This window comes from Sphingobacterium sp. B29 (genome assembly GCF_001952815.1).
GTDB classification, from domain to species: Bacteria; Bacteroidota; Bacteroidia; order Sphingobacteriales; family Sphingobacteriaceae; genus Sphingobacterium; species Sphingobacterium siyangense.
The window spans coordinates 5796831-5814703 of record NZ_CP019158.1; the positions used below are offsets into that span (position 1 = coordinate 5796831).

At 38.7% G+C, this 17873-nt stretch carries 11 protein-coding genes; 4 read left to right on the plus strand and 7 right to left on the minus strand.

The genetic code is table 11. The features are described from left to right. Window position 1: 1 nt before the first annotated feature. The 5 genes from BV902_RS24945 to BV902_RS24965 form a co-directional block, all read right to left on the minus strand. Complete coding sequence (locus BV902_RS24945) at window positions 2-3040, minus strand: tetratricopeptide repeat protein (protein WP_075994217.1); 3039 nt, start codon at window positions 3038-3040, stop codon at window positions 2-4. Window positions 3041-3421: 381 nt separating this feature from the next. Beyond that, on the minus strand, window positions 3422-4360 hold the full coding sequence (locus BV902_RS24950) for an aspartate carbamoyltransferase catalytic subunit (protein ID WP_075994218.1): 939 nt from the start codon (window positions 4358-4360) through the stop codon (window positions 3422-3424). A 182-nt stretch (window positions 4361-4542) separates the two neighbouring features. After that, a complete protein-coding gene (gene pyrR, locus BV902_RS24955; RefSeq protein ID WP_075994219.1) occupies window positions 4543-5106 on the minus strand; it encodes a bifunctional pyr operon transcriptional regulator/uracil phosphoribosyltransferase PyrR in 564 nt (187 codons plus the stop codon). Window positions 5107-5352: 246 nt separating this feature from the next. Further along, window positions 5353-6753, minus strand: a complete 1401-nt coding sequence (locus BV902_RS24960; RefSeq protein WP_237241833.1) for an APC family permease — start codon at window positions 6751-6753, stop codon at window positions 5353-5355. Between the two features lie 149 nt (window positions 6754-6902). Then, window positions 6903-9917 (minus strand): glycosyltransferase family 117 protein, encoded by a 3015-nt coding sequence (locus tag BV902_RS24965; protein ID WP_075994220.1) that lies wholly within the window; start codon window positions 9915-9917, stop codon window positions 6903-6905. A gap of 802 nt (window positions 9918-10719) precedes the next feature. Here BV902_RS24965 and BV902_RS24980 point away from each other — a divergent pair. From BV902_RS24980 to pth, 3 genes are all read left to right on the plus strand, one after another. Next, entirely contained in the window at window positions 10720-11676 is a 957-nt protein-coding gene (locus BV902_RS24980) for a ribose-phosphate pyrophosphokinase (protein ID WP_046672755.1), read from the plus strand. A 493-nt stretch (window positions 11677-12169) separates the two neighbouring features. Then, window positions 12170-12766 (plus strand): 50S ribosomal protein L25/general stress protein Ctc, encoded by a 597-nt coding sequence (locus tag BV902_RS24985; protein ID WP_075994221.1) that lies wholly within the window; start codon window positions 12170-12172, stop codon window positions 12764-12766. 81 nt (window positions 12767-12847) lie between these two features. Then, a complete protein-coding gene (gene pth / locus BV902_RS24990) occupies window positions 12848-13411 on the plus strand; it encodes an aminoacyl-tRNA hydrolase (RefSeq protein ID WP_075994222.1) in 564 nt (187 codons plus the stop codon). A gap of 112 nt (window positions 13412-13523) precedes the next feature. On the opposite strand, the gene BV902_RS24995 is transcribed toward pth, so the two are convergent. Together BV902_RS24995 and BV902_RS25000 are read right to left on the minus strand one after the other, a co-directional pair. Continuing rightward, window positions 13524-15797, minus strand: coding sequence for a M56 family metallopeptidase (locus BV902_RS24995; RefSeq protein ID WP_075994223.1), 2274 nt, complete (start codon window positions 15795-15797; stop codon window positions 13524-13526). A 4-nt stretch (window positions 15798-15801) separates the two neighbouring features. Continuing rightward, a complete protein-coding gene (locus BV902_RS25000) occupies window positions 15802-16164 on the minus strand; it encodes a BlaI/MecI/CopY family transcriptional regulator (RefSeq protein ID WP_075994224.1) in 363 nt (120 codons plus the stop codon). A gap of 338 nt (window positions 16165-16502) precedes the next feature. Between BV902_RS25000 and BV902_RS25005 the strand changes: the two genes are divergently transcribed. After that, complete coding sequence (locus BV902_RS25005; RefSeq protein WP_075994225.1) at window positions 16503-17873, plus strand: hypothetical protein; 1371 nt, start codon at window positions 16503-16505, stop codon at window positions 17871-17873.

Consider the following 17873-nt stretch of genomic DNA (forward strand, 5'->3'; position numbering starts at 1 on the left):
CCTATTTCTTTTTGTTGTTCAATTTATTTAGACGTTCTTTTGCTGCTGGCAAAATATCGTCTTTCGCATCATAGTTATCCACAATCGATTCAAGTGTAGCTTTCGCCTGGAAAGAATCTCCTTTACCTGCATAAGCATCAGCCATGGTAATAAAGCTTTTCGCCACCCAATATTCGTATGAAGAGAAATTATCGGATAGATCCATTGCTGTTTTGATACACGCATCGTATTGTTTATTTTCCAATTGTAGTACCGCAACATTGTATTTTGCTTCGGCACCATATACTGTACGGCTCTTCAATGCAGCTAAACTGAATTCTTTCATTGCCTCAGTTTTCTTATTCTGCTTCACATAGCATTTACCGGCATACAAGAATGCATTTGCGATCTCCTCTTCCGAAGACTTCTCGTAATTCTTGACAGCATTGGTATAATTTAATGCTTCTTTATAATCCCCAATTTGGAAATAAGAGACCATTAGGTTATTTATTGCGAAACCATAGTTGGCCTTGTATTCAGAAGTAAGCTCCAGCTTTTTCAATAACTGTGTCGCTTCGTTATATTTCTTTTGTTTCAAATATAAATTTGACACCGAAATTAACGTACGTTCTGTATAAGGAGACGTCCAGTCATTCAAGATAATATTGTAATCATGTAGAGCATCTTCTGTATTGCCCAAAGCTGCGTTACTTTCAGCACGAACAAAACGCGCATATTTCTCTTGATTTGGTTTCGGGAATTTATCGAAATACGCATTTACAGCTTCCACCGCCCCTTGGTAATTTCCTCTGGAGAATAGGGTTGTGGCAGTGGAGAATGAACGTGAGTCTTGTTCAGATTTCGACGCATCCCCCAAATTTGTTCCAGTTGCATATTTGATATACCCTGTTGCATCGCCTTTGTCCAAATAGATGTTCTCAATTGACCGCATGGCCTGTCTTGCTTCATCTGTTGATCCATATTGGTCGACTACACGTTGGAAAGTTGCCAATGCAGCATCATTGTTATCTTGATTATACTGAACCAGACCAATCGTCACCAAAGCACGTGGCACATAACTGCTGCGCGGATATTTTTCAACCATTGTTTGAAGGCCAGCAATTGCCTGGTCACTTTCTCCCATCAAGAAACGTGTGTAAGGAATCTCAAACGCAATATCATCAGCATAATTAGAGCTCGGGAATTGTGCAATAACAGCATTCAATGTTGAAATTTTACCATTGTTATCCCCTTGTAAACCTTGAATAATACCACGCTGGAATAACGCGTAATCCTGACTAGGCGCTTTAGAAGAGATCAATTTATTGTATTCTGTTAATGCTCTGCCGTAATTTTTCGAAGAGAAATAAGAATCGCCTAAACGTGCAATTGCATCATTACGTGTATTCATTTCTATTCCTTTCGAACCACCAGACGCTAAGAAACGCTCGAAGTAATTGGCCGCCGTGCTGTAGTTTCCATTACGGAAAGCCGCATAGGCTAACGCATAATTTGCATACCCATACACATCCGTTTTGCTAGCTCCTGGCAAGCGTAGGAATTTATTGAAATTTGTAACCGCTTCACCATATTTACGAACTTCGTACATTGCTTCCGCTTTCCAATAGGTGGCTAAAGCGTAAATTTCCTCGTCATAACGAAACTCTTCAGAGCGCATGAATAGGGAAATTGCATTTTCAAAAGCACGCTCATTATAATACTCCAAACCTCTGTAGTAGGTTACCTTTTGATAAGCTGCGTTTGCTTCTTTTCCACGTTTAGGGATAGATTCCAAAATATCAACTGCCTCACGGTAGTTTTTTGTACTCAACAATACTTCAGCAAGCAAAGTTTTTGCTTCCTCTAAGCGTTTCGATTTTGGGTACGTTTTCAGGTATTCTTGTGTGGAAGCCAAAGCCACTTGGTGGAATTCCAATTCATACGAAAGCTTAGCATAGTTGAATAAGCCTTCTTCTTGCATTGCTGGATCAAAATCCAATTTCGAAGCACGGAAAAATGCGTTACGCGCAGATTGCTTATTGCCTTTCTTCAAGAAAGCATCCCCTAGGGTAATCATCGCAGATTGATAATATGCGTCAGGATCAGTCATTTTTTCCAATTCAGTGATCGCTTTATCGTAATCCTTCAATTTGTAAGCGATGTAACCGATTTGGTAGCTATCCTGATTATTCTGCGTCTTACCTTGGTCTTGTGCCTGGAATTTATCGTAATACTCTTTTGATGTTTTTAAATCACCTTTGATAAAGTATGTTGCCGCGATAATACGGAACATCTCTGTTTCATTTTCTTGTTTTGTTCGCGACAAAATTGGCAACGCATAATCCAACACATCGTCGTAGCGTTTATCCAAGAAATACAAAGCAGTAATATAATAAGGGTAACTATTTTCGAATTGTTTAGATCCATTTAGGCGCTCAAATTCATTCAACGCCGTTTTATACTCCGCGTCTAAGTAAGAAAGATACGCGTAATAATAGATTGAAGCTTCCTGAAATTCAGTTTTCTGATCTTTCAATCCTTCAAATAATGGTTTCGCCGTTTTATAATCCTTTGTCATAAAGGAAGCATATCCATATTTAAAGCGATATTCTACATTTTCTTTACCTGCTAAATTTTTGCTATCGATCTTGTTAAACCACTCTAAGGCCTTAACATAATCTTTTTTAGCATAATAGGATTTACCGATTTGAAAATAAGCTGCTTTAGCATTCGCACTGACAGGGAAATCTTTAATGTATTTCAGAAAACGGTTTTCGGCATCGGATTCGCCCAATTCCAGTGCGCAAACCGCTTGATAATACCGTACGTTCTCTTTCAACAAAGACAGTTCCTCTGTTTCGTCCAATTGCAAGTTGGATTTTGTCCGCAAAGCTTCAACACGGTCAAATTGGGCAGAAGCAGAACTAAATTTTCCGCGTTCATACAATTCCATCCCTGTTTTGTACGCCTTGTTGATTTGTTGCCATTCTGTCTGTTGCGCTAATGCTGGCGTCGCCATAACGGTTAATGCAACTCCCACCTGGTAAATCTTCTTATACATAATATGTGAAACCTTAATATGTTATTTATCTGCAAATGTAAATGAATCTCCCTCCAAACCGCGATAAATTCGCATTTCAAAGCAAATTTATCGAAAGCCTCTCTGCCATTAAAGGCTTTAAGATAGCCCCAAATTTATTGAAAATCAATTCAAACCTCCACTTCTCAGGGAGATAGTTTTATTCATTTTACTAAATTATACTTTAATTGAGCTATTTTACACAAAAGTTATTAACATCTGTGAATAATCCTGTATTATAACGGAAATTTTGCACAAAAAATATGCCCGACAAAAAATAAAGTCAGGCATACTATAGTTGCATTAGAAAACAGTGCTATTTAGTCTCACACGTACATTAACGCACGTCAAAACCAATTTAGACTATCCGCGTTGCCCTGCTAATAGATACAAGACAGCCATGCGCACAGCAACACCATTTTCAACCTGATCCAAAATAATTGAATGTTCGCTATCCGCGACATCCGATGTGATTTCGACCCCCCGATTAATTGGTCCGGGATGCATAATTGTGATTGGCTTCTCTAAAGAATCCAGAATCTCTTTATTCAATCCATATAGCATGGAATATTCTCTTAAGGAAGGGAAATAGGCAATATCCTGACGCTCCAATTGAATCCGTAACATATTTGCAACATCACACCAGTTCAACGCTTTCCGCAAATCATGCTCCACTTTTACACCCAATGATGTAATATGTTTAGGAATTAATGTGGTCGGACCACAAACCATCACTTCTGCACCTTGCTTTTGAAGACATAAGATATTCGACAAGGCAACGCGTGAATGTGTAATATCTCCAACGATAGCTATTTTACGACCAGCTACATCACCATAGCGTTCACGGATCGAAAATGAATCAAGTAAAGCTTGTGTAGGGTGTTCATGTGCTCCGTCACCTGCATTGACAATTTGTGCATCAACATGTTTACTTAGAAATACCCCAGCTCCGGCGTATGGATGTCTCATCACAATCATATCAACCTTCATTGCAAGAATATTGTTCACCGTATCGATGAGTGTCTCCCCCTTACTTACTGAAGAGGAGGATGCCGCAAAATTTACGATATCCGCAGAAAGTCTCTTTTCAGCAAGTTCAAAGGATAGCCGTGTCCGTGTTGAATTTTCAAAAAACACGTTGGCAATCGTAATATCCCGTAACGACGGAACCTTTTTGATTGGCCTATTTAATACCTCTTTGAAATTACTTGCTGTATCCAGGATCAATTGGATATCGTTCTCATTTAGATCTTTGATCCCCAATAAATGGCGGGTACTTAATTGTTCTGCTACAGATGACATTTTATAGTATATTCAAATATTTACTAATCATTTTTTTTCTGAAAGTGTCTGATCTTATTGGCCAGAAAGAACCTTCAGTTTGCTTTCATTGCTGTTGGCGTCTGCGAAGTCATGAAGGTTTTATTGAAAGTGCCTGTTTCCAAAGGTCAACAATAACCTTCAGTATCATCATGACACCGCTATTAATCGCTAGCTGACGTCTTCTTTTCTGTAATCAAGATAATACTATCCTGATCCTCTGATTCTTTCCAGTTAACAATTACTTTTTGTGAATCAATAGAATCTACCTGTATTCCGATATAATCGGGCTGAATAGGGATCTGTCTAGAAAACCGGCGATCGACCAAAACAAGCAATTCTATTCTTCTTGCACGGCCAAATGCCTGCACAGCATCCATTGCCGCACGAATAGTACGTCCTGTCCATAAGACATCATCTATAAAGATGACCTCTTTACCTTCTACAATAAAATTGATATTTGTGCTATTTGCTAAGATTGGACCAGTATTCCCTTTCGTACGGAAGTCATCGCGATAAAAGGTAATATCCAAATCGCCAACTAAAATCTCTTTTCCGATCATTTGTTCAAGCTCTTTGACGATACGTCTCGCTAAGAAAGTTCCTCGGGGTTGAATACCTATGACGACAGCATTTGAAAAATCACCGTGATTCTCAATCAATTGACGACATAGTCTTTGAATTGTGATTTGAAATTTTGGTCCGTCTAATAAAATCGACTGTTTCATTATGGGAATGTTTGAGCAAAGCTACACTTTTTTTAACAAAAACGAAGCCATGAAGGGCAATTAATTTCAATATTTGCATCCAACCGGCACAATAACAAAAAGTGATTTGAACAAAGAATATCTTCCTTTCCGGGAAATTTACAAACCAATTATTCCAGCACATTAACAGATTTTGAAGTTATATACAATACGCATTGTCAACCATTTACAGCAAATTCCATAACATCGAAATACTATACGTAGCGACTATTCATCTGGCTCGGCACGTTTATTATTCCGTGCAAAAAAATACACCGGTACACCGATTAATACCAGTATGAAGCCTGGCCAGGTATATTGTGGCTTATAGATAATTAATAATACACAAAATACGGCACCTATCAACAGGTACAAGATTGGTGTAATCGGAAAGAGGAAGGTTTTGTAGGAACGTTCCAAATCGGGTCTCCGGATACGTTGAATAATCACACCCAGCACTGTAATCATATAAAATATGACAATAACAAAAGATATCATATCCAGTAAATTGCCATATTGTCCGCTCAGGCAAAGTAAGGAAGCCCAAATTCCCTGAAGCCATAACGATCGTGCGGGCACATCATATTTGTTATTGGGAATCGCCTGCTTCAGAAACAATCCATCTTTTGCCATGGTCTGAAAAACACGCGCTCCGGACAGTGCAAGTCCATTAACACAACCAAAGGTCGAGATCATAACCAAAATCGCCATCGCTATCGTGCCCGTATGTCCTAATATTTTTTCAGCCGCCGCTATGGCAACACGATCATTTGCCGCAAAAGCAATTTCCTCTCGATTTAATGCCGCCAGGTAAATGTAATTACAACTTATATAGAGCAACATCACCAAGCTCGTCCCGATAACCAATGCCCGAACAACATTACGCTGCGGATTAACAATCTCTCCGGAAACAAACGTTACATTTTCCCAGGCCACACTGCTAAATACCGAACCTACCATCGCAGCAGCTAAAGCCCCCATCAGTACACCCCCCGAGATCTGCGACCAGCCAGCACCTTTCAAATTTTGAAAAGAATCCCAGCCATAAGCCATATTTTCTGAAAAATGATTTTCCTTAATCAAGAACAGACCACCTAAAATCAGTAAAACCAGCGCAATAATTTTTGCTGAAGTAAAGAAAGATTGAACAGCTTTTCCACTCTTGATCCCTCTTGTATTGATAAAGGTCAGGAGAATAATAACACCCATAGCGACAATCTGTATCCAGGTAATCTTAAACTCTCCACGCTGAAATAGCGGTGCTGCATCATTTAGCTGCGGAATAAGGTAGGCTGTAAACTTACCAAAGGCAACAGCTACAGCTGCTATCGTTCCCGTTTGAATGACTGTAAATAAACTCCAGCCATATAAAAAGCCGATTGGCTTCCCAAATATTTCTGTCAGATAGGTATATTGTCCCCCAGCCTTCGGATACATAGACGACAATTCGCCATAGCAGATTGCCGCCGCAACAGTTGCTAATGCAGTCAATAACCAAACTATCGCCAACCAATATCCGGATCCCAGCTGCCGCATCATATCACTCGATACAATAAAAATACCGCTTCCGATCATCGACCCCATGACCAGCATCACTGCATCCCACAATTTTAATTGACGTTTCATCATAACTTAAGGTTGGTTTTATATGGCGTTAAGCTAAGAAAAAATAATCAAAAAAATGCTGCCCTTTCCTACATCGCATCAAAAAGTGTTTTTCCTTTTCGAATACCTGTAGTAAAGGGCAGCTCCTTCGGTTAAAATGATGTCTCTAATTGCTATTCAACACCATACTGTTGTTTATACGATTTTTCTAAATCGGTCACTTGCTGTAGCAATTGTTTTTCCGAGGTAGAGGCCAAGATACTCTTATAGGCACCCAAAGCACGTAATGCTGTACCTATATTTGAATATTCCAGTTCAGGCTTGGTTTGAGCAATATCCTGATACCAACGCATGTTTTGGGTCATAAACTTCAAATTACGGTTTACAATCTCATTCGCACGCTTCGTTTCACCAGTTTCATACAACACATTGACAATTGGAATATAGCCTAAAATGTCACGCATCAAATAAACACGTTTTGGCATTTTCTCAAAGGTTTCAACAGCGACTTTACGCGCCTCATCCTTATGACCTTCCATCATCAACTGTGTCGCTGTACCACCCATTACTGTATTTGTAATCATGGTAATCATGCGGTAAGATTCAGGATCCAGGTAAGAAGCATGTGCCATATTACCCCATTGGTATTTCGTAGTAATGTCTTTGTAAGCAGACTGTGTATCAACCAATGTACCTTCTGCTCCGGCAGGAGTTGCAATTGGCATCAAGCGCAAGGCAAAACCCTCTTGCACCAAATATTTATCTAAACCAAGGTAGTTATCATTTGGAACTGTTGCCGCAAAATAAATTGGACGTTTCCAATCGTTATTCAATAACACGTTTAAGATAGATAATTCAGCTCTAGAGATATAATTTCTATTGTAGGTCCAGCTCATGGTGTCGACAATAGATTCTTGCCAAGCTTTAGGAACGACATTATTTTTCAGAACAGATTCTTTGTTCACCGGAAGGCTAAAGTTCTTCGTTGGCAGGAAGTTCTCAAATTTACCACCACGCAATTCCAATTTATTCTTTTGATCATCAGACAATAAAATCTGCATGATCAAATCAAGATCCACATGACCCGGCACTTTCATATCTTGATAATAGAGTATCTCACGAACACCTTTTTTGAACTTTTCGTTATCAATATTGATCGGTAAGCCATCTGCCTGATTTACCTTTTGTTTCATCTGACGCATATACCAATCAGAACTCAACAAACTTAAATTGACGACCCGAACATCCGGACGATAATTTTCAACTTCTTGCACATACCACAATGGGTAGGTATCGTTATCACCATAGGTAAATAAAATTGCATTTGGTGCACAGGAAGCCAGGTAGTTTTTCGCTAAATCACGTGCGGTCGTTTTTTCCGAACGATCGTGATCATCCCAGTTTTGGAAACCCAGCAATACAGGAGCCCCCAATAAACAAGCTACCGTAGCAGCACCGGCCGCTATTTTACCATCCACTTTTTTGCTTAAATAATCTGCGATAGCGAAAACCCCAAGCCCGATCCAGATGGCGAAGGCATAAAAAGAACCTGCATACGCATAATCACGTTCACGTGGTTGAAGTGGACTTTGATTTAGATACAATACAATTGCTAATCCTGTAAAGAAAAACAACAGACCCACAATTCCCGCATCACGTTGTCTTTTTCCAAAATGCCAGAATGCACCAATTAAACCAATGATCAAAGGCAAGAAATAATATTTATTGTTTGAAGGGTCAGTCTTCAATGAATCTGGAATGGCATTCTGTCCGCCCACATGCATCTGGTCTACAGGTTTAGCCCCTGAGATCCAGTTACCTTCGGTAAATGAGCCCTGACCTTGTTGGTCATTTTGACGACCGGCAAAATTCCACAAGAAATAACGGCCGTACATATGTCCGATCTGATAGCTAAAGAAGAACTTTAAGTTATCCCCAAATGTTGGCGATTGTCCTTCAGGAATCTTTAGGTAATCGCGGTAATAATCTATATGATTTTGGTCTCTTGAGCTATAAACACGCGGGAAAAACATCGTTTTATCGTATTTATAGTCCATGCCGTTCTCCACCTTGGTATACTTGTCTTTATCTTTTCTGTACGTATACGTAGGCTCAGCATCAACCACTTGCGCATCAAATGTAGGTCCATTCAAAAGCGGCTCACTGGCATATTGCTCACGTCCAAGATAACTCACAAAAGAAAATGCATTATCCGGATCACTGTTATTTAACGTAGGATTTGCCTTGGCGCGCACCATGATCATGGCAAAGGAACTATAACCAAAAATGATAAATGCTGCACTGATTAAGATCAGATTTAACATCGGTTTTACCTTTTTGATTGAATACCAAATACCATATACGAAAAGAGCTACCGCTAAAATCATGAATAAGTTAAATCCAGTACCAAAGCCCATGCCCAAACTATTCACAAAGAACAGATCAAAATATGCGGCGGCTTTAACAGTGTATTGAATAATACCCCATAGAATTAGCGCCAAAACAACAACACCGATTAAGAAAGCTTTGATCGCCCCCGATGATGTCACTGTTTTTGAACGTTTAAAATAAATGACCAAAGCAATTGCCGGAATCACCAGAAGGTTCAGTAAGTGTACCCCGATAGAAAGTCCCATCACATAGGCGATAAAGATCAACCAGCGGTCCGAACCAGCTTCATCGGCATGATTTTCCCATTTTAGAATACCCCAAAATACGACGGCTGTACATAAAGAAGACATGGCATATACTTCGGACTCTACTGCTGAGAACCAAAAAGTATCCGTAAAAGCATAAGCCAGTGCACCAACAGCGCCCGAACCGAATATTTTGATTAAATCGGTGGATGTATATGATCCATCAACCCCTTTTACAACGATTTTCTTTGCTAAAGCTGTAATTGTCCAAAATAAAAACAAAATGGTCAGACCACTACATACTGCCGATCCTACGTTCATCCAGAAAGCAATTCGTGTAACATCTCCACCAGCAAGGTTTGAGAATATATTTTGAATCATTAAGAATAAAGGTGCTCCTGGCTGGTGCACAATTTGAAGTTTAAAGGCTGAAGCGATAAACTCGCCACAGTCCCACCAACTCGTCGATCGTTCGGCAGTCATGACATACGCTACAGTTGCTATTAGCGCACATATCCATCCTAAAAGATTGTTGATTTTAGTATAGTTCATAAAATGATAACTGTAAAAAGTATTATTAATACGGCTCGAAAATAAGGATAAGTTAATAAGAAATGAACTTTATTCTGATTTTTTAACACATATTAATTGAAAAAATTTCATTACGCGATCCAATATTGGCTGAAAGGAAAGCATTCCCAAAATCACGCTTGTACTTTTGTGGGCCAACATCTCGATAAAAAAGCTTAGCGTGCATATCTTTTCAAATCAAAACAAAAATTATTTCTTTGAAAATCAGCCCTAATACACTTTTAAGTTCATTTTTATTTGCAGAAATGAGAATAGTCCGTATATTTGCATCATCAAATGTGAACGACATCATCACGATAGCAATCACTTTTGAATTGTTTGTCCGATAGTATAAGGGTAGTACAACAGTTTTTGGTTCTGTTTGTCTTGGTTCGAATCCAGGTCGGACAACAAACAATAGAAAAGGCTTGCATCTGCAAGCCTTTTCTGCGTTATATGCAAGGCTTATTATTTATAAAAGGGTTTAGATTTTTTTAAATTTACATTTTGATTTTTAAAACAAATCTCTATCTTTGCGTCGTCAAAAAGAGGAAAGCGGAAACGTTGACTTTTTAGAGACATTGTCCGATAGTATAAGGGTAGTACAACAGTTTTTGGTTCTGTTTGTCTTGGTTCGAATCCAGGTCGGACAACTTTTAAAGTTAAGCGTATATGGATTGTGAAAACAATCCATTTTTTTTAATGTTTAACTTTAAAAAACAGTAAGGGAATAAAAATATTGAATAAACGACAATACAATAACCCAACATAAATATACAAAACCATGCCTTTGCAATTCAACACGGTTAAACTATTTGCAGGTTCTGGCACTACAGAACTGGCCGAAAAAATCGCACAATCTTACGGGAAACCACTAGGAGACAAAACATTGTCACGTTTTAGCGACGGTGAGATTCAACCTTTCTACAATGAGTCAGTTCGCGGAAGCGATGTATTCATTATCCAATCTACCAACCAACCTACCGACAATCTTTTTGAATTATTATTGATGACAGATGCAGCGAAGAGAGCTTCAGCGCATTATATCACCGCGGTGGTCCCTTACTTTGGTTTCGCAAGACAAGATCGAAAAGACAAACCAAGAGTTGCTATTGGCGCAAAAATGATCGCCAATCTGTTGACTGCAGCTGGTATCCACCGTATCATGACAATGGACCTGCACGCAGCACAAATCCAAGGTTTTTTCGATATCCCTGTTGACCATTTGGATGGTTCTATCATTTTTGTTCCTTATATCAAATCGTTAAAACTTCCAAATCTAACGATTGCTTCACCAGATATGGGTGGTTCATACAGAGCACGTACCTTTGCTAAATTTTTCAATGCAGAAGTTATTATCTGTGACAAACGTCGTAAACGTGCAAACGAAATCGAATCGATGTCTATCATCGGTGACGTAACGGGTCAGGACGTTGTTTTAATCGATGATATCTGTGATACTGCTGGTACACTTTCAAAAGCAGCAGCACTGATCATGGAAAATGGTGCAAAATCTGTAAGAGCCGTTTGTACACATGCTGTGTTGTCCGGAAAGGCATATGAAACAATTGAAAACTCGGTATTGTCAGAAATGATCGTAACCGATACCATTCAATTGGATCCAGAAAAAGCAAAACAATCGACCAAAATCAAAGTATTATCAACGGCTGATTTATTTGCAAAAGCAATCACAAGTGTAAATCAACACTCTTCAATCTCCGATTTATTTGAAGTAGAGTAATCTTTGAGTTTTAGATTCTAGATATTGGACCCTGGTACAGAAAGCATTCAGCTCAATAATCAGGGTCTTTTTTTTGTGTTGCGCCACCACCCCACCTTCTCTCTTCCGCTTGGTTCTTATCTTTTAACCATAGGCGAATAGCCCTTTTTATCGAGTATATAAGTTAACAATTGTTTGATACCAAATTCTACAATAACAGGGGATTTACGGAGGGTTAACAGGGGGTTAGCAGGGGTATAACAAAGGTAAAGCCCTGCTAACCCCCTGTTATACCCCTACTAAGAGAGTCCTATTCCAGTTTTAATATAGGAAATGGTATCAATTTGGTCATACTTTAGAGTAAATAAGTGGCCTTGAATAGGCATAGTCATGAACATGGAAAAATCAAAAACCTGGAATAAGTATCTGTTTCCGAACTAATAGCGGTCGTATTTTTTTGATAATATCAGAAATTAGATTATCTTTGCACCTCAAATTTATAAAAAATTAAAAGATGAAATCAATTGCTATTAGCGGTTCTGTAAGACAGAACGTAGGGAAAAGAGATGCAAAAGAATTGCGTTACCAAGGTTTAGTACCAGCAGTACTTTACGGTGGTACAGAGCAAACAGCTCTTTCTGTATCCGCAGCTGATTTGAAACCAGTTCTTTACACTGCAGACGTAATCATTGTTGAATTAAACATTGAAGGTCAAACTAAAAGAGCTATCGTTCAAGACGCACAATTCCACCCATTAACTGACTTAGTTACGCACGTTGACTTTTTAGAATTATTTGATGATAAAGAAGTATCATTGAATATTCCTATCAAATTAACAGGAACTTCTCCAGGTGTTAAAATGGGGGGTAAATTAGTTCAAAAATTACGTAATTTACGCGTAAAAGCATTACCTGCAAACTTACCACAAGAAATTGCTGTACCAATGGAATCTTTAGAAGTTGGTAAATCAGTTCGTGTAGGTCAAATTCAATTGGAAAACGCAAAAGTATTAAACAATGCTGATGATACAATCGTATCAGTAATCATGTCTCGTGCATTGCGTCAAGCTGAACAAGAAGCAGCGAAAGCATCTAAAGGTGGTAAAAAATAATCTGAGCAAGATTCTTAAAATACTACAGAAAGCACCGAAATTCGGTGCTTTTTTGTTTATTAAAATTTTTATTTTTGCATCATGAATTATCTTATCGTTGGATTGGGCAACATTGGCAGTGAATATGCCGATACACGGCATAATATAGGGTTTATGGTTGCCGACGAGCTTGTCAAACAGGCTGGCGCCAGTTTCTCCTTGCTCAAGTTAGCATATTATAGCGAATTTAAGCAAAGGGGCCACAACGTCACAGTAATTAAACCCACGACTTATATGAACTTAAGTGGTAAGGCTGTTAACTACTATATGCAACAATGTAAAGTTCCAATTCAGAATGTATTGGTGATTGTGGATGATCTGGCCATTCCATTTGGTTCGCTGCGGATGAAACCCAAAGGAAGCAGCGCCGGTCATAACGGACTTAAATCCATTGAACAGCTTTGTGGCGGACAGGTTTATCCGCGTCTACGTTTTGGTATTGGAGACAATTATCCAAAGGGTAGACAAGTAGATTATGTACTTGGCCCTTTTGATAAAGAGGAACAAGCTGAATTACCGGCTTTAATTGACCATTCCGTTAAAATGATCCAGAGTTTTGTCAATATCGGCATCGAGCTGACGATGACGAACCTCAATACAAAATAATAGAAGTCACTAAAGCTCATTAATGTAATACCCTATATTGGTATTGATTTATAACATAAAAAAGACCGATTTAAATCGGTCTTTTTTATCTTTTACTAAGAGAGTCTTACACTTAGTTACTACTTTCTGCCCGTATCTTTTCTTTTTCTATCTCCATCTTAATGATGCCGCTTACCTTCTCTTTTAATCCCCCATTAGCCTGCTCATCGTTTTTTTGCTCGCTTGCTTTCTTTCGGGTCTTAACGATAATGACACCTTCTTTGCCTGCACTCCCATACAACGCAGTCGCACTTGCATTTTTCAAAATCTCTATTGATTCAATATCTTTCGAATTAAGTTTTTCCAAACTAGCCTCTTTCTTAACAGTCCCATCAACCACAATTAATGGCTTGACTTTTCCATTATAACCACGAACACGAACAGATGGAAAATCAGTACCAATAGACTCATTCGCTGAATTATTCCCCAACAATCCCATTACCGCGTCAGAACTTATCCTTTTTGATTTATCCGAAAAAACATCCAGTGTCGCGTCATCTGATTTCTCACTTTTCTTATAACCAACAACAGTAACAACCTTGTCATCCTGTCCTTCGTTTTTCTTATATCCAACAACAGAGACTACTTTATCTCCCTTTTTATCCTCTTGTCCAATTGGACGCACTTTATCATTCACTTTATCCGGATTTTCACGGGCCCATTTTTTTGTCGTAATCAATATAACGCCATTCTCTGCATCTGATCCATATTTAACGGTCGCAGACGCTCCCTTTAGTATCGTTACATTGTCAATTCCATCCGGTGTCAGCGCTAGCTCCTTCACCATTTTTTGATCTGCTCGCTTGCCATCAATAACATACACCACATCAGTTGACTTATCATTCGTTAGCTGATCATCACGATACGTCACCCCTATCGTAAGCCCTTTGAGTTTAGTCATATCTTTACCAATATGAGCTCCTTCCTTCAATTTCACTTCAAGGATACCATCTTTCCCAACATCTTCACCATACTTATCAATAGCAGCCTTACCCTGTAATACCGAGACTGACGCTATAGCATTTGGATCGATATCATCCACAGTAAAAGTTTTTTCCTGCACAATACCATTCATAACACAGCGTAATTTTTTTTGTGCTATATCCGAATGTTGTTGCATCTCAACAGTATTGGCCAAAATTGCTCCGCCAGCAATATCAATTGAAGACTTCGTCCGATACTTGATCATATCACTATCATTCGAAAACCAGTACTTCGCCAGTTTTCCTTCAGGAATAGCCAAAAATTCAGCCTTAGAGACCAATTTATTATCCACAAAATACTTTTGATTTTTAGAAAAATCAATAGCAGATCTTTTGATTTCCTTAAAATCTCTCGCCTCTACCTGATTTGCTTTAGCCAAAGTATCCGCTAACGCGGTAGAGCTCCTATTTGATTGATCTTCCTGAGATTTTAAATCAACTGTTGGTAACTGAATAGGTAACACTGTCTCATTTGCCTTCTCAACTACTCCCTCTATACTTCCCTCCGCTTTACTTACCGTAAATGCTGCTCCCGTCAATAAAAATACGGGTAAAAGAAAGGCGTATTTACTCAGCTCTATTTTCGATGATCGCTTCTTGTTCATCATCATAATACGACGTTTTAAAAGTTTAAAATTAAATTGATTGCTCAATCCTACTGAAGTGCCCTTTTTGGACACATTCAATAGGCTGTATTGGTACGTCTGCTTGTCAATTCCTTTATCGAGAACCTGCTGATCAGTCAGGAACTCCAAATTTTGGCGAATGGCCCTGCGCATGAACCAGACGAAAGGATTGTACCAACAACACACCAATATCATTTCAAACAGTAAAATATCCAGACTGTGAAGGCCTTTCACATGAATATCCTCATGCTTAAAAATATCTTTTAGTTCAGCATCAACATGCTGCCCTTTATTGACATAGATTTTATTCAAAAACGAAAATGGAACAATAGGAATAAGCACATTCCGGAATAGATAAGTCCGCCATTGATCGGACCTCGAATTCAGATGAATGCGCAATAAACTCAATAATTGAAATACAAATTTTAATAACAATAAAACAGCACCGGCCATAAATACGATTTCCACCAACCTCCCTAATGTCAGCTGCTGTTGAACGTCCGGCTCCATAATATAAAGCGAAATTTGCTCGCCTACGACCCCCATATTCAATCCACGCTGTACAAACAAAGACTTTAAATCCAAAAACGGATACAGAAAAGCAAATAGCCCCCCTACTAAGAAGTAGGCTCTATTTAAAAAATAGAACGTCAAGCCTTTCAACAGCCCGATATATCCCAGATAGATAATACCCAACAACAGGTTGACTTGTATAATATAGGTTAGTAGACTTTCCATGCCATTAAGATTTATTATGCTTAATCATATCCATGATCTCCTTTAACTCATCAGCCGTCAGTTTTTCTTCCTGTACAAAAAAGGAAACCATCTCTTTATAGGAATTTTTGAAATAATCGCCCACAAAGGAGTTCATAAACTTGGCCTTATAATCTTCCTCACTCACCATCGGCTCATAGCGCTTGGCATTGGCATAGCGTACTGCTTTCACAAAATCCTTGCGCTCCAGATTCTTTACTGTCGAAGCTAATGTCGTATAAGGCATCTTCTCGCCTTTTACATTATCCAAGATCTCTTTTATAAAACCTCCATTGAGGCTCCAAATAGATTGCATTGCCTGCTCTTCCTGTGCTGTTAATTTTTCCATGACTTTATCTTCCTTTTTCTAATCTATCACTAATCTACGAATAATTCGTAAATACAAAAAATATTTTTTCTTTCCTTTACGGATCTCTCCCAAAATAAAGCCTTCCTCACCCCTCCAAAAAAAGAAGTGGCTCATTTCTTGCGTATTTAAACTCAAATCCGACGAATATAAGTTAGCTGGCAGAAAATTTGCAATACGTTTATTTTAATTCTAAATTCATTCATAAATCGCTTCATCAATTGAAAAAACAGGAATTTCCACTGTGTAAAATTGATAGCAATCAGTCGCACCGTTCACTCCAAAAGGAGATGGTTTAAAAACAAATACAAGAAAGATAAATGGCTAAAAATATCAAAGCGATCAAATGTCCGCATTGTGGAAGTATAAAAATCACCACACTGCGCCCCGATTATTACAAATGTGATAGCTGTGGAACAGAATTTTTTCTGGATAGTGATGACATCAATATCAACCACAACTATAACTACCCGCGCAACAACCAAGATCAATATAAAGCCATACGAATTGTATTATTTGCTGTTGTGGGCTTTATTGCGCTTATGTTTGTCATTGGAGCCCTAAGCGCTCTATTTTCCAAAAAGCCAGCGCCCGATTATTCAACTTACAGCAGTTCCAATACAGCAGAGAAAAAAGAAGAGGCAGAACCTCTGGAATGGAACTACGCAAGCAACACGCTATTTTTGGATAAAGATAATACGCCACACGTTGTTGTCGTCGGCAATGTCGGAACTTTCAGAAAACGAATGGACGAAAACAAGGACAATAAGGTTTATATTGGGCTCTTCGATCCCAAAACGGGTAAAAAAGAATGGGTAAAGGCTTTGATGGAAACTCCCGTCGAACTATCAAGCAGCGACGTCAAACTTCAGGTATTTGAAGACCAGAATCTATATATCATCGTCAAATCCAAATACATTTATCAGCTGGACAGAAATACACTCACTTTTAAAAGTGTCCTAGAGAACTATGTAAAAGATGCGCCATCTTTAAGCACTGGCATCGCCAAAGTTGAATTCAAATACGAAGACTATGGCTCAGCCTATCAAATTGTCAACAATGAAGGCCAAAACCTAGCTTATTATCCTTTGATTAACAAATCTATTCCCGACAAACAGCTGTACGACGAAAGAAGGAAAAAGCTTCCCAACCCAACTACAAAAACGGAATTTACCTTTTCAAGTAAATCCAGTTATTATCCAGAAGAAAAAATACAGTTAATCCAGTACAGTTATCAATATCAATATGGATTCCCCAAAGATAGCCCGCGCTTTTCCTGGGATAAAGACTACGGCGGATCGGGCATATTCACCGACCGCGATCCTTATAAAAAGGTATTGATTAATCCATGGCAATTTAAAGGCGCCCGTCTGATCAACTTCAAGGACTTTACGCCAGGAAGACTTTACTTTCAGCCTGTAATCATTGCGCAGAATGACAAAACGCTACTCATTGCGTATAAACCAACACCTGCCGAAGACGATCCTTTCCAGATCCAACTATTGGATGTAACAACTGGCGCTATACAAAAAACAGTGACCACAGATCTTAAATCCATGTATGGAAATGGGAGCCTCCTCAAAGATGGTTTTATTATAAAGGGAGCCAGCGACTATTATTATTTTGATAATAGCGGCAAACAAATCAACAAGTTTGAAGGGTATAACCCTAAATTCGACACACTAAATTAA